The organism is Flavobacterium sp. GNP002 (assembly GCF_054343795.1).
This window is the reverse complement of record NZ_JBTGUW010000001.1, coordinates 752822-776915: the sequence shown is the minus strand read 5'-3', so window position 1 is coordinate 776915 and position 24094 is coordinate 752822. Positions and strand designations below refer to the sequence as shown.

At 34.4% G+C, this 24094-nt stretch carries 17 protein-coding genes; 11 read left to right on the top strand and 6 right to left on the bottom strand.

Annotation, left to right across the window (positions count from 1 at the left end):
- Positions 1-105: 105 nt before the first annotated feature.
- The 10 genes from ACXX80_RS03475 (at position 106) to queG (ending at position 13788) form a co-directional block, all read left to right on the top strand.
- Positions 106-1440 carry a c-type cytochrome gene (locus tag ACXX80_RS03475; RefSeq protein ID WP_458552018.1) on the top strand — a complete coding sequence of 445 codons (1335 nt, stop codon included), beginning with the start codon at positions 106-108 and terminating at the stop codon, positions 1438-1440.
- Between the two features lie 29 nt (positions 1441-1469).
- Complete coding sequence (locus ACXX80_RS03470; RefSeq protein WP_458552016.1) at positions 1470-4526, top strand: TAT-variant-translocated molybdopterin oxidoreductase; 3057 nt, start codon at positions 1470-1472, stop codon at positions 4524-4526.
- Positions 4527-4564: 38 nt separating this feature from the next.
- A complete protein-coding gene (gene nrfD / locus ACXX80_RS03465) occupies positions 4565-5968 on the top strand; it encodes an NrfD/PsrC family molybdoenzyme membrane anchor subunit (RefSeq protein WP_099714288.1) in 1404 nt (467 codons plus the stop codon).
- Positions 5961-6485 (top strand): DUF3341 domain-containing protein, encoded by a 525-nt coding sequence (locus tag ACXX80_RS03460; RefSeq protein WP_091165797.1) that lies wholly within the window; start codon positions 5961-5963, stop codon positions 6483-6485. Before nrfD ends, ACXX80_RS03460 begins: the two co-directional genes overlap by 8 nt.
- 8 nt (positions 6486-6493) lie before the next feature.
- Entirely contained in the window at positions 6494-7039 is a 546-nt protein-coding gene (locus ACXX80_RS03455) for a c-type cytochrome (protein ID WP_458552014.1), read from the top strand.
- Positions 7040-7066: 27 nt separating this feature from the next.
- Positions 7067-8542 (top strand): quinol:cytochrome C oxidoreductase, encoded by a 1476-nt coding sequence (locus ACXX80_RS03450; RefSeq protein WP_458552012.1) that lies wholly within the window; start codon positions 7067-7069, stop codon positions 8540-8542.
- Between the two features lie 19 nt (positions 8543-8561).
- On the top strand, positions 8562-9719 hold the full coding sequence (locus ACXX80_RS03445; RefSeq protein WP_458552010.1) for a cytochrome c oxidase subunit II: 1158 nt from the start codon (positions 8562-8564) through the stop codon (positions 9717-9719).
- 29 nt (positions 9720-9748) lie between these two features.
- Complete coding sequence (locus ACXX80_RS03440) at positions 9749-11545, top strand: cytochrome c oxidase subunit I (RefSeq protein WP_417950644.1); 1797 nt, start codon at positions 9749-9751, stop codon at positions 11543-11545.
- A gap of 158 nt (positions 11546-11703) precedes the next feature.
- Positions 11704-12726 (top strand): Holliday junction branch migration DNA helicase RuvB, encoded by a 1023-nt coding sequence (ruvB, locus tag ACXX80_RS03435; protein WP_458552008.1) that lies wholly within the window; start codon positions 11704-11706, stop codon positions 12724-12726.
- 138 nt (positions 12727-12864) lie between these two features.
- Complete coding sequence (queG, locus tag ACXX80_RS03430) at positions 12865-13788, top strand: tRNA epoxyqueuosine(34) reductase QueG (RefSeq protein WP_458554071.1); 924 nt, start codon at positions 12865-12867, stop codon at positions 13786-13788.
- A 20-nt stretch (positions 13789-13808) separates the two neighbouring features.
- Here queG and ACXX80_RS03425 read toward each other — a convergent pair whose 3' ends face one another.
- The 6 genes from ACXX80_RS03425 to ACXX80_RS03400 all read right to left on the bottom strand — a co-directional run bounded on the left by ACXX80_RS03425 (position 13809) and on the right by ACXX80_RS03400 (position 21889).
- Positions 13809-14837, bottom strand: coding sequence for a LacI family DNA-binding transcriptional regulator (locus ACXX80_RS03425; RefSeq protein WP_417950643.1), 1029 nt, complete (start codon positions 14835-14837; stop codon positions 13809-13811).
- 233 nt (positions 14838-15070) lie between these two features.
- Positions 15071-16090, bottom strand: a complete 1020-nt coding sequence (locus tag ACXX80_RS03420; RefSeq protein ID WP_417990530.1) for a LacI family DNA-binding transcriptional regulator — start codon at positions 16088-16090, stop codon at positions 15071-15073.
- A gap of 130 nt (positions 16091-16220) precedes the next feature.
- Positions 16221-17966: a glycoside hydrolase family 13 protein gene (locus ACXX80_RS03415; RefSeq protein ID WP_458552006.1), complete on the bottom strand. Its 1746-nt coding sequence runs from the start codon at positions 17964-17966 to the stop codon at positions 16221-16223.
- Between the two features lie 59 nt (positions 17967-18025).
- Positions 18026-18922, bottom strand: a complete 897-nt coding sequence (locus ACXX80_RS03410) for a carbohydrate kinase family protein (protein ID WP_458552004.1) — start codon at positions 18920-18922, stop codon at positions 18026-18028.
- Between the two features lie 2 nt (positions 18923-18924).
- The gene (locus tag ACXX80_RS03405; RefSeq protein ID WP_417990527.1) at positions 18925-20253 is read right to left on the bottom strand and encodes a sugar porter family MFS transporter; all 1329 of its coding nucleotides are present in this window, start codon (positions 20251-20253) and stop codon (positions 18925-18927) included.
- A gap of 46 nt (positions 20254-20299) precedes the next feature.
- The gene (locus ACXX80_RS03400) at positions 20300-21889 is read right to left on the bottom strand and encodes a glycoside hydrolase family 32 protein (protein ID WP_458552003.1); all 1590 of its coding nucleotides are present in this window, start codon (positions 21887-21889) and stop codon (positions 20300-20302) included.
- 196 nt (positions 21890-22085) lie between these two features.
- On the opposite strand from ACXX80_RS03400, the gene ACXX80_RS03395 reads away from it, so the two are divergent.
- Positions 22086-24092 carry a kojibiose hydrolase gene (locus tag ACXX80_RS03395; protein ID WP_458552002.1) on the top strand — a complete coding sequence of 669 codons (2007 nt, stop codon included), beginning with the start codon at positions 22086-22088 and terminating at the stop codon, positions 24090-24092.
- Positions 24093-24094: the final 2 nt, after the last annotated feature.

Here is a 24094-nt window from a genome sequence, read left to right as displayed (position 1 = left end):
AGTTCTTAAGTCGTATTTTTGTCCAAGTTTTTAAATAAAGGATCAGTTTTTATAATGCAATTAGAAAAAACTGTGCCAATTTTTAGTAGATAATCATTATACTATATGAAAAAGGTGGGTAACCATAATTCGATCTCAAGGAAATTATTTTTTAGCATAGCTTTGATGCTATCTATTTCCTTTACTTCATTTGCTCAAGAAGCTACTCCTGCGGCCGATGCTGCAGCTCCGGATGCTTCAGCTACTTCTCAAAGTGCAGACCCAGTAAAGGGTAAAGAGCTTTTTAACGCAAACTGTGCGGCATGTCACAAACTTGATGCTAAAGCAACAGGTCCAGCTCTTAGAGGTGTGTCTGCTAAATATGATGCTGCTTGGCTTCATAAGTGGGTTCGTAATAGTTCAGACTTAATTAAATCTGGCGATGCTCAGGCTGTTAAAGTGTTTGAAGAAAACAATAAAGCGGTAATGTCTGCTTTTCCTCAATTATCAGATGCTGATATTGATAACATCATTGCTTACACTTCGGAGCCTAAAGCTGAAGCTGCAGCTCCAACAACTGGTGGTGCTGAAGTTCCTGGTAAGCCTGCTGTTGATAGTGGTATTTCAAACAATATTATATTAGGTGCTTTAGCGCTTGTTATGGTTATTCTGGTTGTAATGCTATTTTTGGTAAACAAGGTTTTATCTAAAGTTGCAAAAGCAAACGGTATAGAAACGGCTCCTAAAACGCCAACAACTCCTATATGGAAAGCATTTGCGAGAAATCAGTTTTTGGTTTTAGTTACGGCGATATTCTTGCTTTTGGCGAGTGCTTATTTTGTGTACGGATTTTTAATGCAGGTAGGTGTTGATCAGGATTACGCTCCGATTCAACCAATTCACTACTCTCACAGAATACATGCTGGAGACAATGAAATTAACTGTAAATACTGTCACTCTGCTGCTAGGGTAAGTAAAAACGGAGGAATTCCATCATTGAATGTTTGTATGAACTGTCATAAGAATATTGCTGAAGTTGCTGAAACTACTGCAACTCCGGAATACAGCAAAGCATTCTATGATGAGCAAATCCAAAAATTATATACTGCGGTTGGTTGGGATAAAACAACTCAAAGTTATACTGGAAAAACACAGCCTGTAAAATGGGTTCGTATTCATAATTTACCTGATTTTGTTTACTTTAATCACTCTCAACACGTAACTGTTGCAGGAATTGAATGTCAAACGTGTCATGGTCCAGTTCAAGAGTATGAAATTCAAAAGCAATTTGCTCCATTAACAATGGGTTGGTGTATTGATTGCCACAGAAAAACGGATGTTAAGATGGAGGGTAATGAATACTATACTAAAATTCATGAAGAACTTTCTAAGAAATACGGTGTAGACAAATTGACTGCAGCGCAAATGGGAGGTTTAGAATGTGGTAAATGCCACTATTAATCAAATTATTAAGATTTTAATATTTATATATGTCATCAAACAAAAAATACTGGAAAAGTGTTGAGGAACTAGACAAAAATAGTTCTATTGTTGAGGCGCTTAGAAATAACGAATTTGTTGAAGAAATTCCTACTGATGAGTTTTTAGGAAATAATGACGCTTTGTCATCTTCATCAACATCACGTCGTGATTTTTTAAAGTACGTTGGTTTTAGTACTGCAGCGGCTACGCTTGCAGCTTGCGAGGGTCCTGTGAACAAATCAATACCTTACGTACTTCAGCCGGAGCAAATCATTCCTGGAGTTGCGGATTATTATGCAACTTCTGTTTTTGACGGTTTTGATTTTGCTAATCTTTTGGTAAAAACCCGTGAAGGGCGTCCTATTAAAATAGATAATAATACTATTGCTGGAGCTAAGTTTAGTGCTAATGCAAGAATTCATGCGTCTATTCTATCTTTATATGATAGTATGCGTTTGAAAGAACCAAAAATTGAAGGTAAAAATTCAACTTGGACTGCTGTTGATTCTAAAGTTAAGTCAAGTATAGCTGATGCTGCTGCAAAAGGTGGTCAAGTAGTATTTTTGACAAATACATTAGCGAGCCCGTCTACTGAAAAATTGATTACTGAGTTTATCGGTAAAAATCCAAATGCTAAGCATGTTGTTTATGATGCGATATCTGAATCTGAAGCATTAGATGCTTTTGAGGCGGTTTATGGAGAAAGAGCTTTGGTTGATTATGATTTTTCTAAAGCGTCACTTATTGTTTCTGTTGGAGCTGATTTCCTTGGGGATTGGCAAGGTGGAGGATTTGATTCAGGTTATGCTAAAGGAAGAATACCTAAAGCAGGAAAGATGTCTCGTCATTTCCAATTAGAAGCAAATATGACTTTGTCTGGTGCTGCTGCTGATAAGCGTTTGCCAATGTCTACTGCTAATCAAAAACAAGCATTAGTACACATATATAATATTGTAACTGGTTCTTCTGTTGCTGTAAGTTTAGAAGATAAATTTAAAGCAGAAGTTACAAAAGCGGCTCAACAATTGAAAGCTGCTGGTTCAAAAGGAGTTTTAGTATCTGGTATTCAAGATAAAAATGCTCAATTGTTAGTTTTAGCTATCAACCAAGTGTTGGCAAGTGAAGCTTTCAGTACTTCAGGAGTAAGACAAATCAGAAAAGGATCTGATGCAAAAGTTACTCAATTAATTAACGATATGAAAGCGGGAAGCGTTCATACTTTGATAATGAGTGGTGTTAATCCAGTGTATACTTTAGCGGATAGTGCTTCTTTTGTTGAAGGACTTAAAAAAGTAAAAACATCAGCGGCATTTTCTTTGAAAGAAGATGAAACTGCTTTAGTAAGTACTATTGCAGCTGCTGTTCCTCATTATTTAGAATCATGGAATGATGTAAGTGTCACAAAAGGAACTTACGGAATTACTCAGCCTACTATTCGTCCTCTTTTTGCAACAAAACAATTTCAAGATGTCTTGTTGTCTTTAAATGGATCTACAGGTACATTCTACGATTATATTAAGGCTAATGCATCAACAATAATTACTGGTTCTTCTTGGAATAAAGTGTTACATGATGGTGTTTATGTCGGAGTTATTCCAACGGTATCTGCGGGTTCTGCTGATTATAGTGCTGCTGCAAATGCTTTAGCAAAATCAAAAGCTTCTCAAGGATTAGAACTTGTTTTATATACTAAAACAGGTATGGGAGATGGACAGCAAGCGAATAACCCTTGGTTACAAGAGTTTCCAGATCCAATTACAAGAGTATCTTGGGATAATTATGTTACTGTTTCGAATGCAGATGCTAAGAAATACGAACTTTCTAATGAAATCGTTGCAAATGGTGGATTAAACGGAAGTTATGCTACTATTACTACTGCTGATGGAATTAAATTAGAAAATGTTCCGGTAATAGTTCAACCAGGACAAGCTGTTGGGACTATTGGTCTAGCATTAGGTTACGGTCGTAAAGCGGCTTTGAAAGAAGAAATGATGGTGGGTTTAAATGCCTACTCTTTATATAAAGGTTTTGATAATGTACAGTCTGTAACATTGGCGAAAGCTGGAGGAGAACATGAGTTTGCTTGTGTTCAAGGTCAGAAAACATTGATGGGAAGAGGTGATATTATAAAAGAAACTTCTTTAGAGATTTTCAATACAAAAGATGCTAAAGTTTGGAACGAGCAACCAATGGTTTCATTGGATCACAAACTAGTTGAAGCAACTAAAGTTGATTTATGGGATTCATTTGATCGTTCAACTGGACATCATTTTAATCTTTCTATTGACTTGAATGCTTGTACCGGTTGTGGTGCTTGTGTAATTGCTTGTCATGCTGAAAACAACGTTCCTGTTGTTGGAAAATCAGAAGTTAGAAGAAGTCGTGATATGCACTGGTTGCGTATTGATAGATATTATTCTTCTGAAAGTACTTTTGAAGGAGATAACGAAAGAAAAGAAAACATCGCAGGTTTATCAAGTTCATTATCTACATTTAATGAAATGGAAAAAGCTGGAGATAATCCACAAGTTTCTTTTCAACCTGTAATGTGTCAACATTGTAATCATGCACCTTGTGAAACAGTTTGTCCAGTTGCTGCAACTTCACACTCTCGTCAAGGTCAAAATCATATGGCTTATAACAGATGTGTTGGAACGCGTTATTGCGCTAACAACTGTCCATATAAAGTGCGTCGTTTTAACTGGTTCTTGTATAACAAAAACAGTGAATTCGATTATCATATGAATGATGATTTAGGACGTATGGTATTGAATCCAGATGTTAATGTTCGTTCTCGTGGAGTTATGGAGAAATGTTCAATGTGTATTCAAATGACACAAGCGACGATTTTGAAAGCAAAAAGAGAAGGAAGAGCAATCGTTGATGGTGAATTCCAAACTGCATGTTCAAATGCTTGTTCTACTGGAGCAATGATTTTTGGAGATGTAAATGATAAAGAAGCGGAAGTGACTAAATTAGCTGCTGACGAAAGAATGTATCATTTATTGGAGCATGTTGGAACAAAACCAAATGTGATTTACCACGTTAAAGTTAGAAATACCTAGTACAAAAAATAATTAATTAAGAATCAATATAAAGGATTATGTCGTCTCACTACGAAGCAACCATTAGAAAACCCTTAGTTATAGGTGATAAATCTTATCACGATGTAACTGTAGATGTAGCTGCGCCTGTTGAAGGTAAAGCAAACAAACATTGGTGGATTGTATTTTCAATCGCATTAATAGCCTTCCTTTGGGGACTTGGCTGTATAATTTACACCGTATCTACAGGTATTGGAACATGGGGATTAAATAAAACTGTAGGATGGGCTTGGGATATCACGAACTTTGTTTGGTGGGTTGGTATTGGTCACGCGGGAACACTTATTTCGGCGGTATTATTACTTTTCCGTCAGCGTTGGAGAATGGCGATTAACCGTTCTGCAGAAGCAATGACAATTTTCTCGGTTATTCAAGCAGGTTTATTTCCAATCATCCACATGGGTCGTCCATGGTTAGCATATTGGGTTTTACCAATTCCGAATCAATTTGGTTCTCTTTGGGTAAACTTTAACTCACCATTACTTTGGGATGTATTTGCAATTTCAACATATCTTTCTGTTTCATTAGTATTCTGGTGGACTGGTTTATTACCTGATTTTGCGATGTTACGTGATAGAGCTATTACTCCTTTCAACAAAAGAGTGTATTCTATATTAAGTTTTGGATGGAGCGGTAGAGCAAAAGACTGGCAACGTTTTGAAGAAGTATCTTTAGTACTTGCAGGTTTAGCTACTCCACTTGTACTTTCTGTGCATACTATTGTATCGATGGACTTTGCTACATCTGTTATTCCAGGATGGCATACTACAATTTTCCCTCCGTACTTTGTTGCTGGAGCAGTTTTCTCAGGATTTGCGATGGTTAATACTTTGCTTATCATTATGAGAAAAGTATCTAATCTAGAAGCTTACATTACGATTCAACACATTGAGTTGATGAATATAGTTATCATGATTACTGGTTCTATTGTTGGGGTTGCCTACATAACTGAATTATTTGTTGCATGGTATTCTGGTGTAGAGTACGAACAATATGCTTTCTTAAACAGAGCTACTGGACCTTACTGGTGGGCATATTGGTCAATGATGACTTGTAATGTTTTTTCTCCGCAATTCATGTGGTTTAAAAAATTAAGAACAAGTATCATGTTCTCGTTTATAATTTCGATAGTTGTAAATATTGGAATGTGGTTTGAGAGATTTGTAATTATCGTAACTTCGTTACATAGAGATTATTTACCATCTTCTTGGACAATGTTTTCACCTACATTTGTTGACATTGGAATTTTCATTGGAACAATAGGTTTCTTCTTTGTATTGTTCTTACTGTATTCAAGAACATTCCCTGTAATTGCACAAGCAGAGGTAAAAACAATTTTGAAAGGAACTGGAGATAATTACAAAAGAGAAAGAGAAGCAAATAAAGATTCACATCATGAGTAATAAAGTAATATACGCCATTTATAATGACGATGATATATTGATGGATGCGGTTAAAAAAACCAGAGCAGCTCATCATCATATTGAAGAAGTTTTTACTCCATTCCCAGTACACGGTTTGGATAAAGCTATGGGAATTGCACCTACAAGATTAGCTATTTGTGCTTTCCTTTATGGTTGTGTCGGTATCTCAGTAGCAACAGCTATGATGAATTATATTATGATTCAAGATTGGCCACAAGATATTGGTGGTAAGCCAAGTTTTAGTTATATTGAAAACATGCCGGCTTTCGTTCCAATTATGTTTGAACTTACAGTGTTTTTTGCTGCTCACTTAATGGTTATTACTTTTTATATGAGAAGTAAATTATGGCCTTTCAAAGAAGCTGAAAATCCAGATGTAAGAACTACAGATGACCATTTTTTAATGGAAGTTGCTGTAAATGATAACGAAGAAGAATTGATTTCTTTTTTCCAGAGTACAGGAGCTGTAGAAGTTAAAGTAATAGATAAGCATTAATTATAGATATGAAAAGCGTATATAAAATAACACTTTTATTTGGTATAACTATTTTAGTTTCATCATGCCATAATAATGCGGCACCAAACTATCAATATTTTCCAAATATGTACGAATCAGTTGGGTATGAAACCTATTCTGAATCAAATGCATTTAAAGATGGTAAAGAAGGTCAGCTTCCTGCTGCAGGAACTATCAATAGAGGATTTGAACCTTTCGAATATGAAAATTCTACTGCAGGGTATGAGTTGGCAAAAGCAAATCTTAAATCTCCTTTAGATTCTTTAAGCAGAGATTCTGATAAAGGAAAAGAGCTTTTTGAAATATATTGTATCAGTTGCCATGGAGCTTCTGGAAACGGTAAAGGAAAGCTTGTAGAAAGAGAAAAATTTCTGGGTGTTCCTAGTTATAAAGATAGAGTTATCACTGAAGGAAGTATTTTTCATGTTATAACTTATGGTTTAAATTCAATGGGTTCACATGCTAACCAATTGAGTGCCCATGAACGTTGGTTAGTTACTGACTATGTTCTAAAACTAAAAAGCGAATTATAATTGTTGAACAAACTGATCGTAATAGATATGTATACATTTTCAAGTAAATTAAAAACTTTTTCTTTCATCTTAATGGCTGTAGGTCTTTTAGGAATTGGATATGGTTTTTTAACTGCACCTAAAGATATTCAAGAAGTTGAAAAGCTTCTTGCGGCCGAAAGTCATGGTGGTCATGGTGAAGCTAAACATGAAGCGAGTACTGCCGCTGAACCGTCACATGAAGCTGCTGCTGGTCATAGTGAAGCTACCGAAGAGAAAAAATTGGAAGAATCTCATGAAGCTGTTGCTCTAACAGATGATACAACTAAAGTTGCTGAAGCAACGCATGCTGAACCAGTACATGCTGAGGCAGCTGTTAAAAAAGAAGGTCATGAAGTTAGTGAAGAGGCTGAACATACTGAGCATTTGAATCATGTTTTACACCAACTACAAAACAAACCTTGGTCTGCTTTATACGTTGCTTGTATTTTCTTTATGCTTGTCTCTCTTGGTGTTTTAGTATTTTATGCTATTCAACAAGTAGCTCAGGCTGGATGGTCTCCTGTATTATTTAGAGTTATGCAAGGTATAACTTCTTATTTACCGGTTGGTTCTGTTATCTTTTTTGTTATTCTAATATTATGTGGTTTGCATCTTAATCACATTTTTATATGGTTAGATCCGGAAGTTGTAGCTAGTGACAAACTGATTGCTAATAAATCTGGTTATTTAAATTTTCCTTTTTGGATTATTAGAGCTGCTATATTTTTGACTGGTTGGAGTTTATATCAATATTTTTCAAGAAAGAACTGTTTGGCACAGGACGAAGCAAATGATAACTCATTTTACAAAAAAAACTTTAATATTTCAGCGATGTTTTTAGTTTTCTTCATCGTATCAGAATCTATAATGTCTTGGGATTGGATAATGTCTATTGATCCTCACTGGTTCAGTACATTATTTGGATGGTATGTATTTGCTAGCTTCTTTGTTAGTGGAATTACGACTATTGCTTTAATTACTTTATATTTAAAATCTAGAGGATATTTAGAGCATGTAAATACAAGTCATATTCACGATTTAGCAAAATTCATGTTTGGATTAAGTGTTTTCTGGACGTATTTATGGTTCTCACAATTCATGTTGATTTGGTATGCAAACATTCCTGAAGAGGTAACATACTTTATCACTAGAATTGAATTGTATAATCTTCCATTCTTTGGTGCTGTAGTAATGAACTTTTTATTCCCTTTATTAATATTAATTAATACAGATTTCAAGAGAATTACTTGGGTACTAGTTATGGCAGGAATTGTAATACTAGCTGGTCATTATATTGATTTCTTTAATATGATTATGCCGGGAACTGTAGGAGACAGATGGTTTATTGGTATACCTGAAATAGCATCAGTTCTTTTCTTCTTAGGATTATTTATTTATGTTGTTTTCACAGCGTTAACTAAAGCTCCTTTGTTAGCAAAAAGAAATCCTTTCATTGAAGAAAGTAAACATTTTCATTATTAATATTTAAAGAAAAAAACAGATGACAAGTTTGTTGGTAATTATAGTTTTAGTTTTATTAGCTGTTGCTTTATGGCAATTGACTAAAATATTCGACCTGACGCAAGTTGGATCTAATTCAGATAGTTCAGAAATAGCTACAGATAACGACAATAACGTTCAAGGTTATTTGATGTTTGGGTTTTTGGCTTTCATTTATATTTTTTCAATTTACGGATTGTTTAAATGGGGACCTCTTGTTCTTCATACTCCAGCTTCAGCCCATGGTGGTGAAGTAGATAATTTGATGAATATTACATGGGTTCTTATCTTTATAGTACAGGCTATAACTCAAGTGTTATTGCATTATTTTGCTTTCAAATACAGAGGTAAAAAAGATCAAAAAGCACTTTATTTCGCGGATAATAATAAGTTAGAAGCTATTTGGAGTGTTATTCCGGCTGTAGTTTTAGCAGGTTTGATTCTTTATGGTCTTTTTGCTTGGACAAATATTATGTTTGTTGATGAAGACGAGGATACTATAGTTATTGAATTATATGCACAACAGTTTAACTGGAAAGCTAGATATTCAGGTAATGATAATGTATTAGGGAAAGCTAATGTTAGATTTATAGAAGGAGCTAACGCTGTAGGTGTTGATTTAGCGGATCCTTATTCACAAGATGATATTGTTGTTACAGAATTACATATCCCTAAAGGAAAAAAGATTCTTTTTAAAATGAGATCTCAAGATGTTTTGCATTCAGCTTATATGCCTCACTTTAGAGCACAAATGAACTGTGTTCCTGGTATGGTTACGCAATTTGCTTTTGAACCGATATACACAACAGCAGAATATAGAGAATTGCCATTTATGGTAGAAAAAGTAGCTAATATTAATGCTCTTAGATCTAAGAAAAGTATTGATTTAGTTGCTAAGGGTGAAACTGCTCTAGATCCTTACACGTTTGATTACTTATTGCTTTGTAATAAAATTTGTGGAGCATCTCATTATAATATGCAAATGAAAATTATTGTAGATACACCTGAAGACTATAAAGCATGGTTGAAAGATAAAGCTACAATTGTAAGTGAAGTAAAAGCTGCAATGGCTGAACCTGCTGCTACTGATGGAGCAACTGGTACAGATTCTACTAAAGCAAAAGATACTGCAGCAGTTGCCGTAATGGCCATGAAATAATTAACAAGAAAAATTTAAAGTAAACATATATGTCAGCAGAAGGTCACGATCACGCAATAGATCACGAACACGAACATCACCATAAAGACACTTTTATTACTAAATATATTTTTAGTATTGATCATAAAATGATTGCCAAACAATACCTAATTACTGGTATTATTATGGGAATTATAGGAGTAGGGATGTCTATGCTATTTAGAATGCAATTAGCATGGCCAGAAGAATCATTTAAAATTTTCAATATTTTACTTGGTGATAAATTTGCTCCTAACGGAGTAATGACAAATGATATTTATTTGGCTTTAGTTACGATACACGGAACGATAATGGTGTTCTTTGTATTAACCGCCGCTTTGAGTGGTACTTTTAGTAACTTATTGATACCGCTTCAAATTGGAGCACGTGATATGGCATCTGGTTTTATGAACATGGTATCATACTGGTTGTTCTTTTTGTCTAGTATAATTATGGTTAGTTCCCTTTTTGTTGAAGCAGGACCTGCCTCTTCAGGATGGACAATTTATCCGCCTTTGAGTGCATTGCCACAAGCTATTCCTGGTTCAGGTTTAGGTATGACATTATGGTTAGTTTCAATGGCTATCTTTATCGCATCTTCTTTGATGGGTTCTTTGAATTACGTTGTTACAGTAATTAATTTAAGAACTAAAGGGATGACTATGACTAGATTGCCTCTTACGATTTGGGCTTTCTTTGTAACTGCAATTATCGGTATCGTTTCCTTCCCTGTTCTTTTATCTGCAGCATTATTGTTGATATTTGATAGAAGTTTCGGAACTTCATTCTTCTTGTCTGATATTTATATCGCTGGAGAAGTTTTACATTATCAAGGAGGTTCACCAGTATTGTTCGAACACTTGTTTTGGTTCTTAGGACACCCCGAAGTTTATATCGTTTTATTACCTGCGTTGGGTATTACTTCGGAAGTTATTGCAACAAATTCACGTAAACCAATTTTTGGTTACAGAGCGATGATTATGTCAATTTTGGCTATTGCTTTCTTATCAACAATTGTTTGGGGTCACCATATGTTTATCTCGGGTATGAATCCATTTTTGGGATCAGTATTTACTTTTACAACATTATTGATTGCTATCCCTTCAGCTGTAAAAGCGTTTAATTACATTACAACACTTTGGAAAGGTAACTTACAATTGAATCCAGCTATGTTGTTTTCAATTGGTTTAGTTTCTACATTTATTACTGGTGGTTTAACTGGAATTATTCTTGGAGACAGTACACTTGATATTAATGTCCATGATACTTATTTCGTTGTAGCTCACTTTCACTTAGTAATGGGTATTTCAGCTCTTTACGGAATGTTTGCTGGAATTTACCACTGGTTCCCTAGAATGTTCGGAAGAATGTTAAACAAGAACCTTGGATATGTGCACTTTTGGGTAACTGCAATTTGTGCTTATGGTGTTTTCTTTCCAATGCACTTTATTGGATTAGCTGGATTACCAAGACGTTACTATACAAACACAAACTTTCCATTGTTTGATGATTTACAAAACGTAAACGTTTTGATTACAACATTTGCATTAATTGGTGGAGCATTTCAATTGGTTTTCTTATACAACTTTTTCGTTAGTATTTTCTACGGTAAAAAATCTGTAATGAATCCATGGAAATCGAATACATTAGAATGGACTGCACCGGTTGAGCACATGCACGGTAACTGGCCAGGTGAAATTCCTCACGTTTATCGTTGGCCTTATGACTACAGTAATCCAGCACACGATGTGGATTTTGTACCTCAAAATGTTCCAATGAAAGAAGGTGAAGAAGTTTTACACCACTAAAGATAATAAGAAAAGCCTCTGCTAAAGCAGAGGTTTTTTTTGTGGCGTTTATTATTGTTTTCTCTTCTTACTATACTATTGCATAGATACTTTTTTAATTTTGATAGCATTTAAAATTTAAAATTTATAATTCAAAATTGCTTTGCTATCTTTGTTACATGAATGAAAATTTAGACCCAACATCAAACGGTTACAATTCGGAAGAACTTGATCTTGAAAAAAAATTAAGACCACTTTCTTTTGATGATTTTGCAGGACAAGACCAAATATTAGAAAATCTAAAAGTTTTTGTGCAAGCTGCTAATCAGCGTAATGAAGCACTTGATCATACGCTTTTTCATGGCCCTCCCGGTTTAGGAAAAACGACTTTAGCTAATATTCTTGCTAATGAACTTCAAGTAGGAATCAAGATTACTTCGGGTCCTGTATTGGATAAACCTGGTGATTTAGCGGGTTTATTGACTAATTTAGAGGAAAGAGATGTATTGTTTATTGATGAAATTCACCGCTTGAGTCCTATTGTCGAAGAATATTTGTATTCTGCTATGGAGGATTTCAAAATTGACATTATGATTGAATCAGGACCAAATGCAAGAACGGTCCAAATCAATCTAAATCCATTTACATTAATTGGTGCCACTACACGGTCTGGTCTACTAACGGCTCCTATGAGAGCTCGTTTTGGAATATCGTCCCGTTTACAATATTATACAACAGAGTTGCTGACCACAATTGTGGAAAGAAGTGCTACTATCTTTAAAATGCCAATATCAATGGAAGCAGCCATAGAAATAGCAGGTAGAAGTAGGGGAACACCTCGTATAGCTAACGCATTGTTGCGTCGTGTACGTGATTTTGCCCAGATTAAAGGAAACGGTAATATTGATATAGAAATTGCTCGTTATGCCTTAAAAGCGCTTAATGTTGACGCTCATGGTCTGGATGAAATGGATAATAAAATCTTAACCACAATCATCGATAAATTCAAAGGTGGACCAGTTGGTTTAACTACTTTGGCGACAGCAGTATCAGAAAGTAGCGAAACAATCGAGGAAGTTTATGAGCCGTTTTTGATTCAGGAAGGATTTATCATGAGAACGCCACGAGGTAGGGAAGTTACCGATAAAGCGTATAAACATTTAGGAAAATTAAATACAAACATTCAAGGAGGATTGTTTTAATTTTTTTGGAGCCATTTCCTGCTATTCGCTGTATTCCCAATTGACAATAACTACGGCAGAAAAGCCTTGTTTTTCTAAATAGGAAGATGCCGCTGCTATCAGGGCTAGTAAATTTCATTTTTCAACTTCTATTTTCTGATTATAAACCACAAGTCTACATACACGCAATTTATCAAATCCGAAGCGCAACGTCTCGGATTTTTATCATGTGGAATATCAAAAGCTGGTTTCTTGGAACAAGAAGCGCCTCGTTTAGAAAACTGGTTAAAGAACAACCGAAATGGCCAAATGTCCTATATGGAAAACCATTTTGACAAGCGTTTAAATCCAACTTTATTGGTCGATGATGCTAAAAGTGTAGTTTCGCTTTTGCTAAATTATTATCCTGAAGAACTTCAAAACTCGGATTCTTATAAAATTTCAAAATATGCTTACGGGCAGGATTATCATTTTGTAATCAAGGAAAAACTTAAAGAGTTTTTATTCTCTATTCAATCAACAATCGGAGAAGTTTCTGGCCGAGCCTTTGTAGATTCTGCACCAGTACTTGATAAAGCGTGGGCTGCCAAAAGTGGTTTGGGTTGGATAGGCAAAAACAGTAATTTATTGACGCAAAAAGTAGGTTCTTTTTACTTTATTGCAGAACTCATTATCGATTTAGATTTAGACTATGACAATCCCACAACTGATCACTGCGGAACTTGTACCGCCTGTATTGACGCTTGTCCTACCGAGGCCATAGTTGCGCCTTATGTGGTTGACGGTAGTAAATGCATTTCCTATTTCACGATTGAATTAAAAGAAAACATTCCTCAGGATATGAAAGGGAAATTTGATGATTGGGCTTTTGGATGCGATGTTTGTCAAGATGTTTGTCCTTGGAACAAGTTCTCAAAAGCGCATAGCGAACCTTTATTTAATCCAAATCCAGAATTACTTTCCATGTCAAAAAAGGACTGGATAGAAATATCCGAAGAAACATTTAAAGCAGTTTTTAAAAATTCTCCTCTTAAAAGAGCTAAGTTTCAAGGATTAAAGAGGAATATTGATTTTCTAAAATAAGGATATTATAGAACTCCATTTTACTTAAATTTTATAGACGATTCTCTAACAATAACCTTAGTTTCTAATTCAACAGTTCTTGGAGTGAAAGGAATTCCTTCTTTATGGCAATTCATTTCTTCCAATAATAAGTTAAAAGATTCAATCCCCATTTCATGGCTTGGCTGATCCACAGTACTTAATTTTGGTGTCAGCACTTGCGACATGAACCAATTGCTAAAACCAATTACAGCTACCTGTTCAGGTACGTTGATTTTATTTTCATTAAAATAAGCAAGTGTTCCTACTGCAACCAAGTCTGTAATTGCAAAAACACCATCGATGTCAGGGTGTTCATTTATAATTTGCTTGGCAAAATCTCTACCTTCCTCAAAAGTTACGGTTTCACAAGTATAGACTAATTTATTATCAAAAGGGATGTTGTTTTTTTCTAACGCTTTTTTATAACCAATGTATCTGTCTATAGCGTTTTGAGGATTCAATGGACCACGAATATGAGCTATCTTCCTGCAACCATTATCAATTAAGTGTTGGACAGCATTAAAGGCGGCTTTTTGGTCATCAATTACAACTTTTGAACATTTAGAAAGCTTCGCAATTTTATCAAACATCACAAAAGGAATATTTCTATTCATTATTTCCTTAATATGATCATCGTTATTGGATTCATTGGATAGCGACATAATTATGCCATCCACTCTCTTGTTTATAAGCAATTCTACCTGTTTTTTTTCTAAAGCCAACGTTTCATTAGACTGTAAAATAATAACCAAATATCCATTTTTTTCGGCTTCATTAATAATGGCATTTACCACATTTGAAAAAAAGTGATGCACTACTTCAGGGATAATTAAACCAATGGTTTTTGATTCTTTTGTTCTTAAATTTACAGCAAAACTATTAGGGGTATAATGTAGTTTTTGAGCAAGCTCAATTACCGCTCTCTTAGTTGTCTCACTAACATCCGGATAGTTTTTTAGCGCTTTTGAAACAGTAGTTATCGAAATTCCCAGTTTTGTCGCAATTTCTTTAAGAGTAATATCTTTCATGAATTGAATTTCTACGTATTTAATTTTAGGAAAATATTTTTAGAAATGACTTTCTTTTAAGTCTTCATGTGTTTAATTTATGTCGGTAAAAAATGACTCTAACTTAAAATATTCTTTACCAAGATATTAATTTTTATCTTATTTCTGAGTTTTTTGTCAAAATAAACAAATTAATATTTATTCGTTAAATTAAGTAAAGAAGCGTTGGTTGTTTATTGTAGGATTCATTTTTTTTATGTTGATTCCCTTTCAATTATGCTTGTTTCTAATTCAATTGACTGAAAAACAACAGGTAAGTTCTTCTTTTTAAGATAGATTTCATCAAATAGAATCGACGCTGACCTTCTTCCAATTTCAAAACCAGGTTGGTCAACTGTTGAAATTTTTGGTGATATAACGCTAGACATAAACCAATTGCTGAAACCTAAAACTGCAATTTGTTGCGGAATGGAAATCCCTGTTTCATTGAAGTATTTAATAATTCCAATGGCTACTAAATCGGTAACAGCAAAAATAGCATCGATTTCTGGATGCTCCTTAATCACTTTTTTTGCATTTTCATAACCATCTTCAAAATCTAAATTGTTGTCACACACAAAAACAAGAGAGGAATCATAAGGAATACCATTATCTTCAAGTGCTTTTTTGTACCCTAAAAACCGATCAATCGCATTTTGAGGTAAATACGAACCTCTAAAATGAGCTATTTTTTTGTATCCTCTTTTTATAAGATAGCAAACCGCGTCGTATGCGGCTTTTTTGTCATTAATGGTTACTTTTGAGCAGTTCACAAGCTTTGCAATTTTATCAAAAAGTACCAGTGGAGTCCTATTAGCAATAATCGATTTTAAATGTTCAAAATCACCAGTTTCATTAGACAAAGACATCAAAATACCATCTACTCTTTTGTTCAATAATAAATCAATTTGTTTTTTTTCAAACTCTAATTTTTCATTGGATTGTAAAATGATAACCATGTAGTCCCGCTTCTCAGCTTCTTCCAGAATTCCCTTTATTACACTCGAAAAAAAATCATGAACAAGTGTAGGGATTATCAATCCTATAGTTTTTGATTCTTTCGTTCTAAGATTTACTGCAAAACTATTAGGAGTGTAATGTAATTTTTGAGCAAGTTCAATAACTGATTTTTTTGTTTTTTCACTGACGTCTGAATATCCTTTTAGTGACTTTGAAACTGTGGTTATTGAAATTCCCAATTGGGCGGCAATTTCTTTGAGAGTGGGATTATTCATAGTGCAATACTCTATTTGTGAAAGCCAAAAAAACTGCTTCCTGAAAACGAATTTACAATTTATTTATTTATTGTAAATCAATTTTCAAAAAACAGTTTGTTAATTCGACACTGTTTTGAAGGGTTAATTTCTATTTTATCTCAATTATTACCGCTTCAAATGGACGTAAAATATTCTTTTTTAAATTTTTAGTATTCGTATAATTATCCAAAATAATTTTAGATTTAGTGATGGGAATTCCTATGTTGAATGAAGATTCTTTCTCTGAGAAATTCAATAAAACCAATACTTTTTTGCCTTCTACATCTCTAGTGTATGCAAATATATTAGGGTTTTCTCTGTCTAGTAGCGTATATTTCCCATAAACAAAAACAGGTTCTTTCTTGCGTAATTGAACTAATTTTCTAAAATAGTTTAACGTTGAATTCGGATCTTTTTCCTGTACTTCGGCATTTATTAGATTATAATTTGGATTTACTTTCAACCAAGGTTTTCCTGTTGTGAATCCTGCATTTTTAGTTGTATCCCATTGAAATGGTGTTCTTCCATTCTCTCTTGAAGTTTGTTTTTGCCCTTCCAAAAATGCTTTCAAATCACCTCCTTTATTTTTTAAGCTAATGTATTTATTACGGGTATCCACATCGTGATAATCCTCTATGGAATCGAAGCGAATATTGGTCATCCCTAATTCGTCACCATAATAATAATAGGGAGTTCCACGCATGGTCATTACAAAAGTAGAAAGCATCTTTGAAGAAATTTCTCTGAATTTAGGAGTGTCATTACCAAATTTACTTACCATTCGGGGTTGATCGTGATTGGCTAAAAAAATTGACAGCCATCCTTTGTCTTTAAAGGTTTCGTCATACCTTGAAAAAATGTCTTTATACTTAACGAGACCAAAATTATTGATGTGCTTGCCTATGTCAACACTTTCAAAATGATAGGCCATGTTTAATTCTTTTCGGTCTGGATCTACAAATAGCATTGCATCTTCGGGAGTACTTCCAGCACCCTCGGCAACGGTCATAATATCATATTTACTAAAAACTTCGCGGTTCATTTCCTGTAAATAATCATGTAGATGTGGGCCAACTCCGTAGTATTTTATGATATTGCTCTCATATCCTTTAGGTAATTCTGGCCATGCAGTATCTTTTGAAGCAAACTGAAAAGCATCCATTCTAAAACCATCAATCCCTTTGTCAAGCCAAAAACGCATCATTTCATATATTTCTTGTCTTACTTTTGGGTTTTCCCAATTTAAATCGGGTTGTTTTTGAGAGAAATAATGTAGATAATATGCGTTAGTTTGTGCGTCGTATTTCCAAGCATCGCTATTAACATCAAAAAAACTCCATCTGTAAGGTGGTTTTCCTTTCTCCGCAGGCCACCAGTGGTAATAATCTCGGTATTTATTGTCTCTCGAACTTCTGGATTGTTTGAACCATTCGTGCTCATCGCTGCTGTGATTTACAACTAAATCCATGATGAGTTTGATTCCGCGTTCATGCATTTCTTTTAGCAAAAGATCAAAGTCTTTCATGGTCCCAAAATCGGTCATGATTTCTCTATAATTACTAATGTCGTATCCGTTGTCATCATTAGGAGAAGTATAAATTGGATTAAGCCAAACTGCATCGATACCTATGCTTTTTATATAATCTAATTTTGAAATGATTCCTTTTAAATCTCCAACTCCATCGCCGTCACTGTCTTTGAAACTACGAGGATATACTTGGTACACAACAGCTTCTTTCCACCATTTTGAATCGTTTTTTTGACTTGTTTTTACAAAATTGTTCTGAGCAGATATGCTCTCAGTGAAAAATATTGTAAGAGCAGAAAACAAGCATAATGAGAGAATAGCTTTCATGGTTGTTTGTATTAATAGTTTTTTACTGTTTTAAGTTATTTGAAATTAATGTTAGAAAATTATCGGTTTTGTATAGGATTCATAAATACATTGATTTCTTTACTGGAAATTTTTGGATTTGCTCCTTCGTTTTTTGCTACAATTGCCCCTAATGCACAAGCAAAATCAATTGCTTTTTGAGGGTCACTATTAATAAGCAACTCGCTTAGCAATCCTGCTAAAAAGGAATCTCCTGAGCCTACAGTATCAACAACATCAATTTTATAGCCACTATTGTAATACATTTTTTCATTGTAATACAAAACAGCCCCATGACTTCCTTTAGTCACACAGATGTGTTTTGTATTTGTCTGTTCTGCGATAAAAAGTATATTTTGTTCTAATGAATGGTAAGGAGAACTCATAAAAGCACTTACTTCATATAATTCATCATCATTGAATTTTATAAAATCTGACTGCATCATCAAATTAATCAGTATTTCTTTTGTGTAAAAAGGAGCGCGTAAATTAACATCGAAAACAGCGTATTTTGCATAGTTTATTATTTCTAAAAGTGATTCTTGCGAAACAGAATCTCGGCATACAAGACTTCCAAAAACAAGTGCATCCGCTTTTTTGACCATGATTTCGTCTTCCGGAATACAAATGATTTTGTCCCAGGCAACAGGGTAATTGATGGTGTAGGAAGCAGAACCCTTCTCGTTTAATTGAACAATAACTTGCCCAGTTGATAAGCTTTCGTCTATTTGAATCGTATCGGTATCAACTCCGTTTTTTTTAATAAAAGCAAGGAGTTCTTTTCCAATTTCATCATTTCCTACACGACTTATTATTTGGGCATTGATACCAAGTGATGCCAAGCGCAGTGCCACGTTCAATGGTGCTCCTCCAATTTTTTTATGCGTTGGGAAAACATCAAACAAAACTTCGCCGAAACAGATTATGTTTTTAGTCATGGTTATTCGTTTTTTGATAGACTTTCAGATAGTTCTTCTAATGTTCTTCCTTTAGTTTCCGGCATTTTTGTGAATACCCAAAGCAATTGGAAAACCATCATTATGCAGAATATGGCAAAAACAGTTGTAGTCCCAATTTCTTTAAACAAAAACGGAATAAAAGAAGGAATCAATGCAGCTAAAACCCAATGAACAGAAGTCCCAAAAGAGGTTCCGGCCGCTCTTAGTTTATTTGGGAATAATTCAGAAATAAATACCCAAATTACGGCTCCTTGTCCTATCGCGTGAGAGGCTATAAACAAAAAGAAAAATAACGGAACAGCCATTCCTTTCCACTCAAAATAAAAGGCAGTTGTCACTAATCCTAAAGAAATTATATATCCTACAGAACCTAAATACATCAATGTTTTTCTTCCATACTTATCGATTAGCGAGATTCCAATCATGGTAAATATCAAATTAATCACTCCTATTCCGATACTACTCAAAAAAGATGCTGATTTTTCTAATCCTGCCAATTCAAAAATTCTAGGCGCGTAATACAGAAAAGCATTAATCCCGGAGAGCTGATTGAAAAAAGCAATAAAAAAAGCCAATAGTAATGGTTTTCTGTATTTTGCCATGAAAATGGATTCGTTTTTCCCTTCATGAGTAGTTTCTTTTTCGATAGCTGCAATTTCTGCTTCTACTGCTGCGTCACTGTTAATTTGTTTCAAAATAGCGACTGCTTTTGCTCTGTCTTTCTTGTATTCTAAAATCCAACGCGGACTTTCCGGGATTCCAAATACCAGAATTGTGTATAAAAAGGATGGGAAAGCCTGTATTCCTAACATCCAACGCCAGGCATTTTCTCCAATATCCTGTAAATAATAGTTAGATGTAAAAGCGATTAAAATTCCAAAAACAATATTGAATTGGTATAAAGCAACCAATTTTCCGCGGTCTTTTGCAGGAGCAATTTCAGATACATAGGTTGGAGCCGCAATAGTAGATGCCCCGATACCAATTCCGCCAAGAAATCTAAAAATGGAAAAGAAAATAGGATCATTTGCGAATGCAGTTCCAATGGAAGAAACAAAAAATAGCAATCCTATAATTATTAAAGTCTTTTTCCGACCTAAAATATTCGTTGGAAACGCACCAAAAATAGCGCCAATAACCGTTCCCCATAATGCGGATGACATCACTACTAGTCCATGAAACAAATCAGAAGAACCCCATAATTGCTGCAATTGTTTATCGGCTCCCGAAATTACTACAGTGTCAAATCCAAATAAAAATCCTGCAAATGCAACGACAATGGACCAATAAAGTATTTTTTTGTTATTCATTAGTTTGTTTTTTGGTTAATTATTTTGGTTGTTGTAAAGAATTTTTCTACCAGATTCCCTTTACTTTAGAAATGGTAAGGTTTTTAATTTCCTGATTTTCATTTGATTGAATGCTAAGTTTGGTGTACGGTTTGCTAGGGAAAATTTGTTCCGTAAAACTATATACGCCACCGTTCAGAAAAATTTCAATTGAGGACCAATCTACTATGATTTGATAATCAATTGTTTCAGTTATAATGTTTGGAATTTTGGTGTTGTGAATTTTTTCTCCAAAACTTTTTTCGAAGTTTACTATTCCGGAATGCGTTCTATCAATAGTAAAAGTCTTTAGCTTCGTATCGTAATTGATAACCAGAGAATCCTTAATTTCATTGGAAAAAACTAATTTTAAATTTTCATTTTTGGCATTCAATTGTACTTGAGATTGATTCAAATATTTGTAATCAAATGTTGTTTTTTGATTCGGTTTTAAGGTGATTTTATCTTTGGAAAAAGCTGTAGCTTGTTGCTTTTTGAATTGATTAACAGGAATGTTTTTTAGGACATAATTATCATTAATTTTAGCCAGTGAAAGTTCTCTTGGCAATGTCATAGCGCTTCTCCAGTTCTTTGTAGGCGTGTCTCTCGCATATGACCAATTACTCATCCAGCCTATGAATATTCGTTTATTATCTGGTGTGTTGTTGTATGTGACTCCAGCATAATTATCAGCGCCATTGTCAATCCATTTGATGTCTTTTTGAGTTGTTTTAAAAGTTTTTCCATCAAAATCACCAATGAAATATTGTGTTCCAGAACCTCCATTTGGGGCGCCAGGATTGATGCTGATAAGTAAAACCCATTTTTCTTCATTGGTACCTGAAACTTTTAATTTAAAAATGTCGGGACATTCCCATACACCGCCATGTGCTCCTATATTTTTTCCAAATTCACTTTCAAGAGTCCAGCTGATTAAATTTTCGGAAGTGTAAAATTGTGCGTGATCGCCGGCGACTAATACCATATTCCAAAGATTGCTATCGGTATTCCAGAATACTTTAGGATCTCTAAAATCTTTCATACCAGAGTTTTTAACAATTGGATTACCATCATATTTTACCCAAGTCTCGCCTTCGTCGAGACTATATGCTAATCCTTGCGTTTGATAGTTTGTTCTTCCCGCTTTTTCACCAGCCATGTCGTGATAGGTGAAAATGGCAATCATTGGTGGGTTTTCTTTTGTCCCAAGGCCGGAAGTGTTTTTTAAATCTACCACGGCACTTCCTGAAAATATCATTCCTAATTTGTCAGGAAACAAAGCGATTTTTTTATGTGTCCAATGGATTAAATTCATACTTGTCGCGTGTCCCCAATGCATCGGTCCCCACACAATGTCGTCCGGATAATATTGGTAAAACAAATGATAAATTCCTTTGTAGAAAACCATTCCGTTTGGATCATTCATCCATTTTTTTTCTGGAGAAAAATGAAATTGTGGTCTATAGGGTTCTTTGTATTGCACCGTGGAATCAGTTTTTATACTTTCGGAAGAAGCTATTGTAATAACTCCAATTTCCGCTTCTTTTTTACAAGAAAACAAGAATAAAGAGGCTCCAAATACTAAATAAAAGGGAAGTATTTTATTTGTGAACTTCATTAAAATAAGGTTTAATTATTATATTATCTTCATAAAAATAGAATTATATTCTTAAATTAAACATAATTGAGTTATCGAAAACGTTTTTGATAAGTCGAAAACGTTTTCGTTTTGTATTCGATATACATTATGAAACTATTCAATATTATTACCTAAAAAATATATAAGTTTGGAAATATTATTAAAAAATTAAACTATGATTTCTACAGTTAAAAGTTTGTTGTTTATGCTCTTACTAACTACAGTCGTTTTTAGCCAAAGCAAATCAGATGAGTGGCACTTATTCGCAAATTCCAGGGAAAATTATTATGGTGTTGCCATGGCAAACGGTCAAATAGGAATTGTTACAGACGATACGCCTTTAAAAACAAAAGAAATTATTCTGAATGGCGTTTATGACGGAAGTCCCGAAAATGGAATCAGTAGAATAGTTCGAGGAATTGAGTTTTTGAATCTGCACTTGAATATAAATAATCAAGAAATCAAATCAGACAATATTGATAACTGGAGCCAAGTAGTTTCTATGAAAGAAGGGACGAGTACCACTTCATTTTCATTTAAAGATTTGGCGACTATTAATTACACGATTTTAGCCAATAGAGCTATTCCTTTTTCAGCGATGGCAATTGTCGAAATCATTCCTACTAAGGATATAGAAATTACGGCTAACAATTATATGGTTGTTCCTGACGAATTGAAAGACGCTAAAAGTCAGTTTAGGGTTTTGAAAGATAATCAATATTTAATGCCAGTTTTTGGAACAACAGCTAAAACGCTAACTGGGAAATATACGGTAGCGGCTTCAACTACATTTCTTTTTGACGGGCTATCCGAAACCTTAAAGCAAACGGGAAATGAAGTTGGTTTTACTAAAAAATTAGTTAAGGGTAAAAAATACCGTTTTGCAGTTGCAGGAGGAATTTGCACTTCAAAAGATGTTACGGATCCTTTGAATGAATCCGAAAGACAGCCCATTTATGCTTTACAAGAAGGAATTGATAAATTATTAAACCGTCATAAACAAGCATGGGCTGAGTTATGGAATACGGGCGACATACAAATTGAAGGTGATCTGGATGCGCAGCAACGCGTTCGTTTTGCATTGTATAATTTATATTCGTACATCCGTCCTGAAACCAGACAAAGTATTGCCCCTATGGGATTGTCCTCGCAAGGTTATAACGGACATATTTTTTGGGACACCGAACTATGGATGTATCCAACACTTTTAGCACTGCAACCGGATATGGCAAAATCATGTTTGGATTATCGTTCAGATCGTTTGCAAAAAGCAAAACAAAAAGCCTTTATTTATGGATATAAAGGAGCGATGTATCCTTGGGAGTCTGATGATACGGGTGAAGAAGCAACTCCAACTTGGGCCTTGACTGGAATTTTTGAACAACATATCACGGCGGATGTTTCAATCGCCTTTTGGAATTATTACAGCTATACACAAGATAAATCTTGGTTGAGAAAAGAATGGGCAGTTCTAAAAGAAACTGCAGATTTTTGGGTAAGTCGTGTAGTTAAAAATCTGGATGGAAGTTTCTCTATTTTAAATGTAGTTGGTGCTGATGAATATGCACAACATATAGATGATAATGCCTTTACAAATGCATCAGCTATTGAGTCTTTGAAAAACACGATCAAAGCCGCAACAATTTTGAACGAACCGATTAACCCGAAATGGATTGAAGTGTCGGAGAAATTAGTCATTCATCGAGAGAATGGGATTACTCAAAATTATAAAGGATACCAAGGGCAAATGATCAAACAAGCTGATGTGAACTTGTTAGCATATCCTTTACACGTAATCACAGACAAAGAGCAAATTGAAAAAGATTTAGAATATTACGCTGAAAAAATTGATAAAAAAGATGGTCCTGCAATGGCTTCTGGAGTTTTATCAGTGCTGTATGCCCGTTTAGGAGATAGAGAAAAAGCCTATAGTTATTTTGTAAAATCCTATTTACCAAATAGCCGTCCGCCTTTTGGTGTGTTTTCGGAATCAGCAAATAGTAATAATCCATATTTTGCTACGGGGGCTGGAGCGATGCTTCAAGCTGTTATTTATGGTTTTGGTGGAGTGGAACAAACAGACCTTGGATTGAAATACAATAAAGGATTGTTGCCAAAACAATGGAAATCGTTAAAGATTGTTGGAATTGGTGCTGACAATAAAACCATTGTCATAAAATAATA

Excerpts from the sequence above, each read along its gene's own strand:
- ACXX80_RS03470 (WP_458552016.1), top strand. The coding sequence starts at position 1,470 with ATGTCATCAAACAAAAAATACTGGAAAAGTGTTGAGGAACTAGACAAA.
- ACXX80_RS03425 (WP_417950643.1), bottom strand. The coding sequence starts at position 14,837 with ATGAAAGATATTACTCTTAAAGAAATTGCGACAAAACTGGGAATTTCG.
- ACXX80_RS03420 (WP_417990530.1), bottom strand. The coding sequence starts at position 16,090 with ATGAATAATCCCACTCTCAAAGAAATTGCCGCCCAATTGGGAATTTCA.
- ACXX80_RS03395 (WP_458552002.1), top strand. The coding sequence starts at position 22,086 with ATGATTTCTACAGTTAAAAGTTTGTTGTTTATGCTCTTACTAACTACA.
- ACXX80_RS03440 (WP_417950644.1), top strand. The coding sequence starts at position 9,749 with ATGTCAGCAGAAGGTCACGATCACGCAATAGATCACGAACACGAACAT.
- ACXX80_RS03405 (WP_417990527.1), bottom strand. The coding sequence starts at position 20,253 with ATGAATAACAAAAAAATACTTTATTGGTCCATTGTCGTTGCATTTGCA.
- ACXX80_RS03445 (WP_458552010.1), top strand. The coding sequence starts at position 8,562 with ATGACAAGTTTGTTGGTAATTATAGTTTTAGTTTTATTAGCTGTTGCT.
- ACXX80_RS03450 (WP_458552012.1), top strand. The coding sequence starts at position 7,067 with ATGTATACATTTTCAAGTAAATTAAAAACTTTTTCTTTCATCTTAATG.
- nrfD (WP_099714288.1), top strand. The coding sequence starts at position 4,565 with ATGTCGTCTCACTACGAAGCAACCATTAGAAAACCCTTAGTTATAGGT.
- ACXX80_RS03455 (WP_458552014.1), top strand. The coding sequence starts at position 6,494 with ATGAAAAGCGTATATAAAATAACACTTTTATTTGGTATAACTATTTTA.
- ACXX80_RS03460 (WP_091165797.1), top strand. The coding sequence starts at position 5,961 with ATGAGTAATAAAGTAATATACGCCATTTATAATGACGATGATATATTG.
- ACXX80_RS03410 (WP_458552004.1), bottom strand. The coding sequence starts at position 18,922 with ATGACTAAAAACATAATCTGTTTCGGCGAAGTTTTGTTTGATGTTTTC.
- ACXX80_RS03475 (WP_458552018.1), top strand. The coding sequence starts at position 106 with ATGAAAAAGGTGGGTAACCATAATTCGATCTCAAGGAAATTATTTTTT.
- ACXX80_RS03400 (WP_458552003.1), bottom strand. The coding sequence starts at position 21,889 with ATGAAGTTCACAAATAAAATACTTCCCTTTTATTTAGTATTTGGAGCC.
- ACXX80_RS03415 (WP_458552006.1), bottom strand. The coding sequence starts at position 17,966 with ATGAAAGCTATTCTCTCATTATGCTTGTTTTCTGCTCTTACAATATTT.
- ruvB (WP_458552008.1), top strand. The coding sequence starts at position 11,704 with ATGAATGAAAATTTAGACCCAACATCAAACGGTTACAATTCGGAAGAA.